The organism is Pseudoalteromonas sp. MMG022, from assembly GCF_021654245.1.
Taxonomy (GTDB): Bacteria; Pseudomonadota; Gammaproteobacteria; order Enterobacterales; family Alteromonadaceae; genus Pseudoalteromonas; species Pseudoalteromonas amylolytica.
Map to the genome: position 1 here is coordinate 48910 of NZ_JAKFZQ010000026.1, position 13294 is coordinate 62203.

Here is a 13294-nt window from a genome sequence, read left to right on the forward strand (position 1 = left end):
TTAGACAAATAACGCACTGACCTGAAAGAGTTTTTCAACCACACTGATTTGGCGTTTATCAATTAAGAACATGATGACATGGTCACCCGAGAGTATGGTGGTGTCGTCATGGGCTATCAAAACTTCGTCGTTGCGCACAATTGCACCTATGGTAGTACCAACAGGTAGCCTGATTTCACCTATGGTTCGTCCAACAACTTTAGAGGTGGTTTCATCCCCATGAGCTACCGCTTCAATGGCCTCAGCGGCCCCTTTTCGCAATGAGTAAACATTAACAATGTCACCCCGGCGAACATGGGTCAATAATGCTGAAATAGTGGCCTGTTGGGGCGAGATGGCAATGTCAATTTCACCGCCTTGAACGAGGTCAACATAAGCACCGCGTTGAATCAGTACCATGGTCTTCTGTGCGCCCATGCGTTTGGCAAGCATGGCGGCCATAATGTTGGCTTCATCGTCGTTGGTAACAGCAATAAAGACATCGACTTGTTCGATGTGCTCTTCAGATAGCAGCTCTTGATCGGATGCATCACCACAGAAAACCACCGTATTATCCAGCATTTCCGATAGCTGTGACGCGCGCTGCTGGTTTCGCTCAATAAGTTTTACGCTATGATTACGCTCCAGTGAGCGTGCTAAACCCGCACCTATGTTGCCACCACCGGCAATCATAATTTTTTTGTATGAACGCTCAAGCTTTTGCAGTTCGTTCATGACAGCACGGATATGCTTCGTTGCAGCGATAAAGAAAATTTCGTCATCGGCTTCAATTACCGTTGTGCCCAGAGGCTTAATTGCTTTGCCTTGGCGGTAAATTGCTGCAACTCGGGTATCGACGTTAGGAATATGCTCTTTTAACGCTGATAAGGCATAGCCGACGAGTAAACCACCGTAGTAAGCCTTTACCGCAACCAAAGATAACATGCCCTCGGCAAATTGCAGAACCTGCAATGCGCCCGGGTAGTCAATCAAACGACGGATATACTTGGTAACGAGTTGTTCAGGCGCAATATAGTGATCAACAGGCAAGTCATCATTTTGGAACAACTTCTCTTTGTATTTCAGATATTGCTCTGAGCGAATACGCGCGATTTTGGTCGGGGTATTAAAAATACTATAAGCGACCTGACACGCGATCATATTTACTTCATCAGAGCTGGTAACCGCAATAATCATATCCGCATCTTCAGCGCCAGCTTGGCGCAACACATCGGGATGTGCGCTGTGACCCGTTACTCCTTGCAGGTCATACTTATCTTGTAGTTCACGTAGTCTGTCACCGTCAATATCTACCACGGTGATCTCATTTTGTTCACCTACTAAGTTTTCTGCAAGTGTGCCCCCGACTTGGCCGGCGCCTAAGATGATGATTTTCATAGTTATAGCTTATTGTCGTTTGGTTATTTTTGCATAATAGAAACCGTCACTCAGCCCAGGGAGTAACTGTAGCCCAGGCGTTGTTGGGGTATCGTCCTGATGTAGAGATTGATGCAAAGCATCGTCTGTGTTTTTTAAAAATGCGGCTACTTGGTCACAGTTTTCTTCTGGTAAAACTGAGCAGGTGGCATACAGCAGCGTGCCTCCAGGTTTTAGTAGTGGCCAGATATTCTCTAAGATCTGCTGTTGTAGCTGTGCTAGATCGGCAATATCGGTGTTGCGTCTGAGCCACTTGATATCGGGATGGCGACGGATGACACCCGTTGCAGAGCAGGGTACATCTAACAGAATACGATCATAGGGTTGCCCATCCCACCAATCATTTGGTGTAGATGCATCTGCATGTATGCAATGAGCGTGCAGGCCAAGGCGTTTTAGGTTTTCTTCCACCCGAAGTAGGCGTTCACTATCGGCATCTAGTGCGTCAACGTTAGCATCAGCTAACTCTAGTATGTGACACGTTTTGCCACCTGGTGCTGCGCATGCATCTAGAATGCGTTCGTTGTTTTGTGGGTTGAGAAGCCGAGCGGCGAGTTGCGCTGCGGCATCTTGCACCGAGCAGGCCCCCTCTCGAAATCCTGGAAGCAAATAAACATCACAGGGCTTATCCAACACGATGGCATCTTCAAAGCGAGGCTCAAGGCAATGGCTAATACCAGCCTCATCCAGCAGTTCGCTATATTCAGCAACACTGTAATGCGCTTGATTTACGCGCAACCACATCGGTGCTTGGTCTTGGTTGGCGGCTAGAATGTCTTGCCATTGATCAGGATAGGCTGCCTGCAACTTCTTCATAAACCAGCTAGGGTGATTATATTGACACACAGGGATACGGTTTGCGCTATCTTCTAATTCACTAAATTGGCGTTGGAAGGTGCGCAGTATCGCGTTTACGAGTCCTTTTAAGCCTGGCGCTCGCATACTTTGCAAAGCATTGACGGTTTCTGCGACCGCTGCGTGTTCCGGTGTACGCATGTATTGTAGTTGGTACATACCCACATAAAGCAAAAATTGATAAACCCGACGTTTACCTTTGAGAGGTTGGTCAAGCAATTGCTGGCAGTAATGCTCAAGTGTGGGTAAATAGCGCAGCACGCCGTAGCATATCTGCTGTAGTAATGCTTTGTCTTTCGGGTTTAGTTTACTTGCGGCATTAGGCAATACAGTACTTAAAGACTGACCTTTGTCGACCACTTGAAACAGTGTTTGTGCGGCCAACGCTCGTACATTTGTCATGAGTGGCCTACCTTTGAGCCGGGTGCAACCCAATCTGCTCGACCATTGAGGAAGTCTTGCGCTGACATAGGCTTTTTACCTTGCGGCTGTAACTGATTGATTTTTAAAGCTTGTTCACCGCAGGCAATGACAATACCTGTCTTATCGCTACTGAGTACAACGCCAGCTTCACCTTGTTGTTCAACCACCTCGGCTTGCCAGATTTTCACTGTTTGTTGTGCCATAGATGTAAAACACACAGGCCATGGGTTAAATGCTCTGACATTTAACGCGATTTGTGTGGCGGTCATGGTCCAGTCAATATTAGCCTCTTCTTTAGATAGCTTCTTGGCGTAGTTGGCTTGTGCATCATCTTGCTTGGTCGCGACTGCCGTACCATTACTAAGTTGCTCTAATGTATCGAGTAACGCAACGGGACCAAGTTGTGCTAGCTTGTCATATAGGCTCGCACTGGTATCTTGTGCTGTGATCGGACAGGTTGCAATGTGCAGCATATCACCTGTGTCCAACCCTTCATCCATTTGCATGATGGTTACGCCGGTTTGCTGATCGCCCGCCCAAAGGGCACGTTGAATTGGGGCTGCACCGCGCCAACGAGGTAATATAGAACCATGCACGTTTAGACAACCTAACTTAGGCGTTTCTAAAATGGCTTTTGGTAACAAGACACCATATGCCACGACCACCATTACATCAGCATTGAGCTCAGCAAGCTCACGTTGTGCATCTTCGGTTTTTAATGATTCAGGCTGATATACAGGTAAATTATGTTCAAGAGCCAATGTTTTTACTTCACTGGCTTTTAGTTTTTTACCTCGACCAGCTGGTCTATCTGGCGTGCTGTAAACCGCGACAACGTGATGAGGGGAGTTGATTAGGGCACTTAAATGACGCGCAGCGAAATCTGGCGTCCCGGCAAAAACAATGCGTAATGGCTTGGTCACTGAATTATCCAATATTAGTTAATGGGAAGAGAGTTAAGCGAGGATTGTCTGCGCGCAAATTAGCGAGCAGCCAACTTAGCTTCTTTTTCTAGCTTCTTACGGATACGTTGGCGCTTCAGTGGCGACAAATAATCTATAAATAACTTACCCATTAAGTGGTCAAGCTCATGTTGTGTACAAATCGCAAGCAGGCCATCCGCATCGTAACTATATTCTTCACCCTGTTCATTAAGCGCAGTAACCGTGATTTCTTCTGCTCTGTCTACTTTGGCCCAAGAGTGAGGTACCGACAAGCAGCCTTCTTCGCTGGTCGTAGAGCCCTCTTTACGAGTGATTTCAGGGTTGATAAGCACTCGAGGTTCATTACGTTCTTCAGATACGTCAATGACGACAATACGCTGGTGGATATTAACTTGAGTTGCTGCAAGACCAATCCCATTTTCATCATACATGGTTTCTAACATGTCTTTGACGATTTGACGCACATCATCGTTTACTTCCGCTACGGGTTTTGCCACTGTGCGCAGGCGCTCATCTGGGAATCTAAGTACTTCTAACTTTGCCATGGTTACCTTTTATCGTTAAGCTTAAATGCAAAATACTATATGTTCTTATTTTAGCCATTCGCGTTCCCCTTTAACAGGTTTTGGTTGATAATATCGAAAAATAACTCAAGGAAGCCGTAATGAAACACCCATTTACAGCTCTGATCATGGCAATTTGTATCACTTTTCCAACTTTGGCAGACGAATTGAGTGTGAAAGAGGATGCACCGACCCGCTATGTGGTCAAAGAGGGCGATACGTTATGGGACATTTCTAAATTATATTTATCGTCTCCTTGGCAATGGCAGACACTATGGAAGCAAAACCCCCAATTGGGTGACCCTAATTTGATTTACCCCGGTGATGTATTGGTGCTTGGGCATGACGCACAAGGAAAGCCAATGATAACGTTGGCCAAAGGGGTTAAGAAGTTGTCACCTACCGCTCGTGTGGTTGTGCAAAAGAGCACTGCTATTCCAACTTTACCCGCAGCGCTCATAGAGCCGCTGTTGGCATTTGAACAGGCATTGAGCGAAGATGATTTAACTGACCTGCCATTTATTTTAGGTGCAAATCATAACGTTAAGTTGGCAACGCAAGGGCACCTGTTATATATCAAAGGGGATCTTGAACAGTATGCGCATTATGGTATTTATAGTGTGGAAGATAGGTATATTGACCCTGATTCGCAAAAAACCTTGGCCTATGAAGCCAACCTCGTAGGAACGGCGCGTGTTTTAGATATGGGTAATACGGCGCAGGGTAAGCCTGCAACAGTGAAGGTCGAAACTGCTAAGCGAGAGATAAAACCCAATGACATTTTAATGCCTATATCTCAGGGGCAAAGCTTTTCTGTACAATTCAGTATGCTTAGGCCTTCACACCCAGTGGAAGGTGAAATCATCTCCAGTGACAACAAGTTGCGTGAGTTCGGTGCGACTACTGTGGTGGTGTTGAACCTGGGCCGACAGCATAACGTACAGGAAGGACACATACTTGATATTAGCAAGCGCTCACCTAAAGTTATTGAAGGTAGCAAGGGGCCTCGTTACGTTGAGGATGCAAGCCGATTGGAAAAGCTATCTAGTAGTATAGGGGAGCTGTTTAGCACTTCAAGTTCAAAAAACAATGCGGTGTGGAACATGCCAGAAGAGAAAATTGGTGAGCTAATGATTTTTAAGGTCTATGACAAAGTTAGCTATGCGTTAGTGACCAGTGCGCTACAACCTATCAGGATTGGGGATAGTGTCAGTATAAATTAACGCTCAATGCTCTAAGGAGGGAGCATGGAAACTTTAACACAATTACAGTGTTTAGCACTGCACGCGTGTAAGGGGCTGGGAGTAGCCTCAATACTCGCACTACAAAAAAAGTGTGCACTTAACTCACTTTTTCATTCATCAGAGGCAAAGTTGCGGCGGCTGGGTTTAAACGATGAACTCATCAAGCAACTCGGTCATATTAACTGGTCCTATCTTGAGCGCATCGTGTCCTACTGTAAGCAGACACAGATTTCGGTCATTAGTTACTTTGATGATACTTACCCACCGTTATTAAAAGAGATCAGCAGTCCCCCTTTTATCCTTTTTTGTAAAGGGGATATATCGTTATTGGCCAAGCCTCAGGTAGCCATAGTTGGGAGTCGCAGTGCAACCGCGACAGGGTTAGAAATAGCCGCTGATTTTGCATATAAATTACGCCTTGCTGGACTCGTTGTTACATCGGGACTGGCCAGAGGAATAGATGGAGCAGCTCATAAAGGGGCGCTTGCAGGTAACGAGCTGTTATCGGGTACCACTATCGCAGTGCTAGGGACGGGGGTTGATATTGTGTACCCTAAACGCCATAACTTGTTATATCAACAGGTGTTGGAGGCAGGCCTGCTGGTCAGTGAGTTTTTTCCGGGAACTGGGGCAAAAGCAAATCACTTTCCACGACGAAATCGTATTATCTCAGGTTTGTCATTAGGAGTGGTGCTAGTGGAAGCTGAAATGAAAAGTGGCTCGTTGATCACTGCGCGCTATGCATTGGAGCAGAATCGTGAGGTGTTTGCGGTGCCTGGATCCATTAAAAGCTCTCTGTCACAAGGCTGTCATTACTTGTTGAAACAAGGAGCAAAATTAACGGAGAGCGTAGAAGACATTCTGGAAGATGTGAGCTTTTTGCCAGAAAACGGTCTATATAGTATAGAGAGTGTGATAAAAAATGATTCACCACAGGAGGACTGCCCAGTATTACAAAACCTTGGCTTTGAGGTCACTTCGGTGGATACCTTAACGCAAAGGACCCAGTGGCCCGTTGAACGTGTAGTTGCACGTTTATTGGACCTAGAGCTTGAAGATAAAGTAGAACGCGTCTTAGACGGCTACATTAAATTAGCAAGGGGTTAATCATGTTTGATATCCTAATGTATCTATTTGAGAACTATATCCACAGTGAAGCGGATATCTTTGTTGAGCAAAATGAGTTAACCGATGAGTTGTTACGGGCAGGCTTTAATCAAGAAGAAATCTATAAAGCACTGGATTGGTTAGAGCAGTTAGCTGACCTACAACATAGCGATGAAATCCCTTATCTAAACAGCAAAGCCGATAGCGCTATTCGAATTTACACAGAGCAAGAATGCCAAATGTTAGACGTTGAGTGTCGTGGTTTTCTTATGTTTGTTGAGCAAGTGGGTGTGATTGATTCAATAACAAGAGAAATGGTGATTGACCGCTTGTTTGCGTTAGAAAAGCCAACGATTGGGCTCGAAGACCTAAAGTGGGTTATTTTAATGGTGCTCTTTAACGTGCCTGGTAAGGAGCAAGCCTATGCCCAGATGGAAGATCTTATTTTTGATGAACCGGGCGGCTACTTGCACTAATAAATTTTAGGGTCATCCCTTGACCCTAAGCCCATGGCGGTTATATTAGGCGCAAAATTGTGCACTGGCCGAAGGTGATATGAGTAAAATTGACCATTCTTTATTTAATGCAAAACAGCATGCGTTAGAAAAAGAGTATGAAGTTTGCCCCGAGTGTGGCTCTGAGCTGGTGATCAAACACAGCAAAAATGGCCCTTTTTTGGGGTGTGCCAGTTACCCCGCGTGTAATTACATTCGCCCTCTGGCTCACCATGATAACCATGACATTAAAGTATTAGAGGACTCCCCATGTCCAGAGTGTGGTAATCACTTAGTGATTCGAAACGGCCGCTATGGCATGTTCATTGGTTGTACCGGCTACCCTGAATGTCACTACATCGCACATGATGAGCAAGAGGCAGAAGCCGAGCAAGAAGTTGACTGCCCGAAATGCCACAAAGGGCAGTTAACAAAGCGTAAGAACAAGTTTGGGAAGTTCTTTTTTTCATGTGACCGCTATCCACATTGTAAGTACAGTTTAAACCAGCAGCCAGTTGCCCAAGCTTGCCCGAAATGTGGTTGGGGCGTCATGGTGCAAAAGCGAAGGTCGGGTAAAGCTGTGTTACAATGTCCACAAAAAACCTGTCAGCACAAGGTAGAGAGTCAAAGTGAGTAATACACAACCGATTAATTTGCAGGATGCGCAGAGTGCATTTAACGCAGGTGGCGTGCTTTGTTATCCTACTGAAGCCGTTTATGGCCTAGGGTGTGACCCTGACAATGAAGCTGCGGTAATGCAGTTACTCAACCTTAAGCAAAGAGACGTAACAAAAGGGCTGATCTTAGTCGCTGATAATTATGGACAGTGCTTGCCTTACGTTGATGATGCAAAAATTCCCATGGACAAACGGGCCGACATTTTTTCATCTTGGCCGGGGCCCATCACTTGGTTACTGCCTGCAAAAGTAGATACACCTAAGTGGCTGACGGGTAATCACGATACGATTGCGATTCGTATTAGTGCCCACCCAGTTGTAAAAGCTTTGTGTCAAACGTTCGCAAAGCCTTTGGTATCCACAAGTGCAAACATTACTGGTGCTGAGCCTGTGATGAGTATTGCACAGGCCAAAGCCACTTTTCATGATCAGATAGCCTGTTATGTAATGGGTGAGTTAGGTGGGAGTGCTAATCCAAGCCAAATAAAACATGCACTCAGTGGTGCACTTATTCGAGGAAATCAATAATACACATGAGCAAGGTAAATTTAGAATCAGTTAAAGCGTTTTTGTTGACATTGCAGGACTCGATTTGTGCTGGTTTGGAGCAGGCTGATGGTACAGCAAAATTTGTTGAAGATGCGTGGCAACGTGAGGAAGGCGGTGGCGGGCGTACCCGTGTTATTCGTGATGGCGCTGTTATAGAGCAAGGTGGAGTAAACTACTCTCATGTTTTTGGTGAGTCTATGCCTGCTTCTGCGACGGCACATAGGCCAGAGTTAGCAGGCCGAAGTTTTCACGCTTGTGGCGTTTCATTGGTTATTCACCCAAAGAATCCACACATCCCTACCAGTCATGCCAATGTACGCTTTTTCATCGCAGAAAAAGAAGGTGAGGAGCCTATTTGGTGGTTTGGTGGTGGTTTTGATTTAACACCATTTTATCCAGTGCTAGAAGATGTAAAACATTGGCACCAAACAGCCCAAGACTTGTGTAAGCCTTTTGGTGAGCAGGTGTATGATGATTACAAAAAATGGTGTGATGAGTACTTTTACTTAAAGCACCGAGGTGAAACTCGTGGTGTAGGTGGATTATTTTTTGATGATCTGAATGAGTGGGGGTTTGATAAGAGCTTCGCCTTTATGCAGGCAGTAGGTAATGGTTATTTAGATGCTTATCTACCCCTAATTGAACGTCGCAAAGATACACCGTTCGGTGAACATGAGCGTCAGTTCCAACTTTATCGACGTGGTCGCTATGTAGAGTTTAATCTCGTGTGGGATCGCGGTACTTTGTTTGGCTTGCAAACCGGAGGGCGCACAGAGTCGATTCTCATGTCGATGCCTCCTTTGGCGCGTTGGGAGTATAACTTTAGTCCAGCTTCTAACTCTGCAGAAGCGAAACTATATGAGTTTTATCTTAAGCCTCAAGACTGGTTGGCTTGCTAGGGATATAAAAAAGGCGCCTCTAGGGCGCCTGAACACAGCATAACAACTAGGTTTAATCTAATATAAAGCTCCGTACTTGGTCGTCTAGCGAGCGTGCCAGACTCAATAATTCTTCGCTAACTTTTTTACTGCCATGGGCGTCGATGAGTGATTGCTCGGCATTGTCTCTAATGGCTACCACGCTTTGGTTGATCTCTTCAGCCGCTAAGTTTTGTTGTTCAGTCGCATCTGCTATTTGTACGTTTAGATTATTAATCTCGTGCATTTGATTTGAAATATCTTTTAAAGCCTGCGCAACTTTTTTGACTTGCATTGCTCTGTCATCGGCTTCCTCACAGGAGGCGCTCATTGCTTTGACAGTCTGCTGCGCTTCACTTTGTAGCTTATCTATGGTGCGTTTGATTTCATCGGTCGAATCGTGAGTTCTGGTGGCAAGGGTGCGAACTTCATCAGCAACCACCGCAAAGCCTCTACCCGCTTCACCAGCTCTGGCAGCCTCAATTGCTGCATTCAACGCCAACAGGTTTGTTTGTTCGGCGATACTGCTGATCACCTCAAGCACTTTTCCTACTTCTAATGTTTGTGCTTGTAGCTGACTCACTTGTGCCGCTGCTTGGCGCACATCTTGTGCTAACTGATTAATACTCACTTCTGTATGCTCTGCAACCGCCATACTTTCTTCAGCAAGGTGATTACTACTATCAGACTTTTCCGACGCAAAATGTGTGGTATTTTTCACTTCACTAGAAGAGCTTTCAAGTTCATTAATTGCTGCCGCAACTGAATCGGTGCCTTGCTTTTGTAATTGTATGGCACGCTCAGTGGCGTCGGCCGAGGTGTAAATCGTTTCGGCTGATTGGATAAGTACCTTAGAGGTATGTGACACTTGGCCTATATTGTCTTTGAAAGATGACATCATCTTATTAAAATTAACAGCAAGCCGACCCAGCTCATCGTCTACGGTGTCATCAATCCTGAGACTTAAGTCCTTATTTTGTGTGGCCAGTCGCATTGTGCGGCCTAAAGTTTTTAACCTAACAATAAATAGCCTGCGGAACAGGCTACCCAACACCACAAATGCAATAACAAAAATAGTTGTCAGTAGGCCTGTATTCAGCCAAGTGTTAGTGGTTACGCTCTCATCAATATCTGCCAATGAATAGCTAATTCTTACTGCTCCAAGCACCTCGCCTTCTTCTGCTTGATGGCAACCCAAGCAGTTTGTGCCTTTATAATCACTGCTGGCTACCATAGGTTTGAGATAGGTCATAATTCGTTTGCCATCGCGAGACTCAACAAGCAAAGACTCAACCCCCCTCAGGGCTTGGTGTTCGGCATCGTTACTTGGTGATTGATTGGCGCTGCCTGGACCGTAAAGTTTAACCACTTTAGCACCACGAATTATATGGGCATCTTCAATGCTCTCATGAGCTCGTAGCTTTTGGCTCAGGATCTCTCGGTTTGCCATAGTGCCAGTGAGCATCATCGTATTGATTGAATCGAAGTAATTGTCGGCCAATAAACGGATATTGTTGGCGACGGTATCTTGTGCCAATGTTTGCTGCTGGTTAGAGCTACTTAAAATACTAGCGATCAGTACTAAAATGCCTGTTGCAGCCAACAAGGCATAAATTTTATGTTGAATAGAGGTCACACGCATCGCACACTTCTCCTTTATGAGGATGCGTATTATGACAAGCGCAAAATTAGAGTTTTTGACTTAGCGCAAAAAGCAGCGCGGTTTAGTGTGTCGAGGACTAAGACTTTAGTCTTGATTTATCATATGACTTGCCAATTGCGCCAATGAATGACGTAAACCTTCACGTAGTAAGGGGTTGTCGATTTGCTCATCAAGCGCCTTGTTCATACAGTACATCCATTGATCACGTAAATCTTTATCAATTGGAAACGGCATATGGCGTTGCCTTAATCTTGGATGACCATATTTTTCTACGAACAAGTCTGGTCCGCCTAGCCAACCAGATAAAAACTCAAAAAATACCTGACGTATCCTATCTAAAGGCTGCGGGTGCATATCATATAAAGGTTTTGCATAGGGGTCGCTGGCCATAATGTCGTAGAATCTATCGGCCAGCGCACGTGCACCTGTTTCACCGCCCATAATCTCGTAGGGTGTTTTTTCAGGTGTGGGTGTTGACTCACTTTGTGATTTACTTGCATCCTGATTGAAGATGCGTTTTATTAACTGCTTCATAATATTGAAAACTTCTTAGGCGTTATCATGGACAAATACGCGGTGTTTGGACACCCCATAAAACATTCGAAATCACCGCTGATCCACCAAGCATTCGCACGCCAGTGCATGGACCAGATCAGCTACGAGGCGATTCTAGCACCTTTAGACGGTTTTAAAGAATCCATTGAGAAGTTTTTTGCCTCTGGCGGTAAAGGTGCAAATGTGACTTTGCCATTTAAAGAGCAGGCCTTCGAGCTCGCTGATCAGCTTACCCAAAGAGCGCAACTAGCTGGTGCGGTGAATACCTTAAAAAGGTTAGATGATGGCAAGTTATTGGGAGATAATACTGATGGTGCTGGGTTAGTATCTGACCTAATACAGCATAATGCTCTACTTGATAATGCCACAGTTTTACTTATCGGTTCCGGAGGTGCAGCTAGAGGGGGTATTTATCCTTTGTTGCAAGCGGGTGTCAGTAAGGTTGTGATAGCAAACCGTACAGCAAGCAAAGCACAATCCTTGGCTGCGGAGTTTTTGCCATTTGGTGATGTGTCAGGGTGTGGTTTACAAGATATTCCTCAAGATGAATTTACCATAGTAATTAATTCGACTTCGTCGAGTGTCACTGGGGAAGTGCCCGACATTTCTCCATCAGTACTGCAACAGTGTGTACTGGCTTACGATATGTTCTACTCTGATCAACGCACGAGCTTTTTAACGTGGGTTGCATCACATAACGCCAAAGCACAGTTAGTTGATGGCTTAGGCATGCTAATAGGACAGGCGGCAGAAGCCTATGAGGTGTGGCGCAATAAAAAACCAAACACAGAACATGTGATCAATGCGATGAAAAATAAAGAGGCACTATGAATCAGGGGATTCTTTTCAATGATGACGTAAATGTGGTTGAAAACACGTTAACCTTCACGGCGATGGTCAATGGTATGATAGTCAAATGCTTAATTGTGACACCACCAATGACGGATGAAGCCGCACTTAAGCATTTTCAGGCCCATCAATTTGACTATGAAATGCAGGCTGAACAATTAATAGAAGACGAAGTCTATGAAGAGGATGGTAGCATTTTATTAGCTTTCGTCTAAATACTCATCTTTAAGCTGAACATAGTTTTGAGCTGAGACTTTTAAAAATGCCAGCTCATCAGGACTAAGAGGACGAGACTTCTTTACTGGGCTGCCGACGTATAAATGCCCTGACTCAAGGGTCTTGTTAGGTGGAACCAGCGCACCGCCACCTATAATAACGTCATCCTCAACAGTGACATTGTCCATTACTATAGCGCCCATGCCTACAAGAATACGATTACCTAAAGTGCAGCCATGCAACATTACCTTGTGTCCAACAGTCACGTCATCACCAATGATCAATGGATAACCATTTGGGTTAGACTTTGTAGATCGGGTTAAATGCAAGACTGAACCATCTTGGATATTTGTTCGTTCGCCAATTCTAATATAGTTAACATCACCTCTTGCTGCGACCAATGGCCAGATGCTGCTGTCTTTACCTATGGTTATGTCACCGACTATAACTGATGATTCATCGACATACACGGCTTCATCAAGAGTTGGGGTAATGCCTTTATAGCTTCTAAGCATGGTTACCTCTATCTAGTATTTATACTGTGTTGTAAGTGTAGAGCTTCAGTTTCAAAGAATCTATAGTTTCAAAGGGCCATTTTTTGCTTATAAAATTATCAAAAATAGAAGGTTTTGCTCAAAAATAATGCGAACGGTCTGTTTTTACCACTTTTCTTCGATAATTCTGTAAAAACCGCTTGCGCTTTTAATTCGCCGCCCTATAATGCGACCCCACTGACACGGAGCGCTACGCTGAATAAGCAAAGCAACAACGAGCCAGCGTCGAGTAAAACTTAGAGTTTATTTTTCTTACCAAGAAATCTTA

Annotated in this window: 15 protein-coding genes; 8 read left to right on the plus strand and 7 right to left on the minus strand. The window is 44.9% G+C overall.

The window, feature by feature from the left end; translation table 11 throughout:
* The 4 genes from trkA to def are packed head-to-tail and all read right to left on the minus strand — an operon-like array spanning position 1 to position 4183.
* Positions 1 to 1377, minus strand: a complete 1377-nt coding sequence (trkA, locus tag L1070_RS18250; RefSeq protein WP_070988014.1) for a Trk system potassium transporter TrkA — start codon at positions 1375 to 1377, stop codon at positions 1 to 3.
* 9 nt (positions 1378 to 1386) lie between these two features.
* On the minus strand, positions 1387 to 2673 hold the full coding sequence (gene rsmB / locus L1070_RS18255) for a 16S rRNA (cytosine(967)-C(5))-methyltransferase RsmB (RefSeq protein ID WP_237126634.1): 1287 nt from the start codon (positions 2671 to 2673) through the stop codon (positions 1387 to 1389).
* Complete coding sequence (gene fmt / locus L1070_RS18260) at positions 2670 to 3617, minus strand: methionyl-tRNA formyltransferase (protein ID WP_070988010.1); 948 nt, start codon at positions 3615 to 3617, stop codon at positions 2670 to 2672. Before fmt ends, rsmB begins: the two co-directional genes overlap by 4 nt.
* Before the next feature lie 59 nt (positions 3618 to 3676).
* Complete coding sequence (gene def / locus L1070_RS18265; RefSeq protein WP_070988009.1) at positions 3677 to 4183, minus strand: peptide deformylase; 507 nt, start codon at positions 4181 to 4183, stop codon at positions 3677 to 3679.
* A 119-nt stretch (positions 4184 to 4302) separates the two neighbouring features.
* Between def and L1070_RS18270 the strand changes: the two genes are divergently transcribed.
* From L1070_RS18270 to hemF, 6 genes are all read left to right on the plus strand, one after another.
* The gene (locus L1070_RS18270) at positions 4303 to 5424 is read left to right on the plus strand and encodes a LysM domain-containing protein (protein WP_237126635.1); all 1122 of its coding nucleotides are present in this window, start codon (positions 4303 to 4305) and stop codon (positions 5422 to 5424) included.
* A gap of 24 nt (positions 5425 to 5448) precedes the next feature.
* A complete protein-coding gene (gene dprA, locus L1070_RS18275; protein WP_237126636.1) occupies positions 5449 to 6552 on the plus strand; it encodes a DNA-processing protein DprA in 1104 nt (367 codons plus the stop codon).
* Between the two features lie 2 nt (positions 6553 to 6554).
* Positions 6555 to 7028 carry a DUF494 family protein gene (locus L1070_RS18280; RefSeq protein ID WP_070988003.1) on the plus strand — a complete coding sequence of 158 codons (474 nt, stop codon included), beginning with the start codon at positions 6555 to 6557 and terminating at the stop codon, positions 7026 to 7028.
* 79 nt (positions 7029 to 7107) lie between these two features.
* Entirely contained in the window at positions 7108 to 7683 is a 576-nt protein-coding gene (locus tag L1070_RS18285; protein WP_237126637.1) for a topoisomerase DNA-binding C4 zinc finger domain-containing protein, read from the plus strand.
* Complete coding sequence (locus L1070_RS18290) at positions 7676 to 8251, plus strand: Sua5/YciO/YrdC/YwlC family protein (protein WP_237126638.1); 576 nt, start codon at positions 7676 to 7678, stop codon at positions 8249 to 8251. The genes L1070_RS18285 and L1070_RS18290 overlap by 8 nt, the downstream gene beginning before the upstream one ends.
* A 5-nt stretch (positions 8252 to 8256) precedes the next feature.
* On the plus strand, positions 8257 to 9171 hold the full coding sequence (gene hemF, locus L1070_RS18295; protein ID WP_070987999.1) for an oxygen-dependent coproporphyrinogen oxidase: 915 nt from the start codon (positions 8257 to 8259) through the stop codon (positions 9169 to 9171).
* Between the two features lie 52 nt (positions 9172 to 9223).
* Here the strand turns inward: hemF and L1070_RS18300 are convergent, their stop codons facing one another.
* Both L1070_RS18300 and L1070_RS18305 read right to left on the minus strand, forming a co-directional pair.
* Positions 9224 to 10831 carry a methyl-accepting chemotaxis protein gene (locus L1070_RS18300; RefSeq protein ID WP_237126639.1) on the minus strand — a complete coding sequence of 536 codons (1608 nt, stop codon included), beginning with the start codon at positions 10829 to 10831 and terminating at the stop codon, positions 9224 to 9226.
* 105 nt (positions 10832 to 10936) lie between these two features.
* Complete coding sequence (locus L1070_RS18305; protein ID WP_237126640.1) at positions 10937 to 11386, minus strand: group II truncated hemoglobin; 450 nt, start codon at positions 11384 to 11386, stop codon at positions 10937 to 10939.
* Between the two features lie 27 nt (positions 11387 to 11413).
* Here L1070_RS18305 and aroE point away from each other — a divergent pair, with 27 nt between their 5' ends.
* Together aroE and L1070_RS18315 are read left to right on the plus strand one after the other, a co-directional pair.
* Positions 11414 to 12238, plus strand: a complete 825-nt coding sequence (aroE, locus tag L1070_RS18310; RefSeq protein WP_237126641.1) for a shikimate dehydrogenase — start codon at positions 11414 to 11416, stop codon at positions 12236 to 12238.
* Positions 12235 to 12471 (plus strand): DUF1488 family protein, encoded by a 237-nt coding sequence (locus tag L1070_RS18315; RefSeq protein WP_070987991.1) that lies wholly within the window; start codon positions 12235 to 12237, stop codon positions 12469 to 12471. The genes aroE and L1070_RS18315 overlap by 4 nt, the downstream gene beginning before the upstream one ends.
* On the opposite strand, the gene L1070_RS18320 is transcribed toward L1070_RS18315, so the two are convergent.
* A complete protein-coding gene (locus tag L1070_RS18320) occupies positions 12457 to 12987 on the minus strand; it encodes a gamma carbonic anhydrase family protein (RefSeq protein ID WP_237126642.1) in 531 nt (176 codons plus the stop codon). The two genes, L1070_RS18315 and L1070_RS18320, sit on opposite strands and share 15 nt — an antisense overlap.
* Positions 12988 to 13294: the final 307 nt, after the last annotated feature.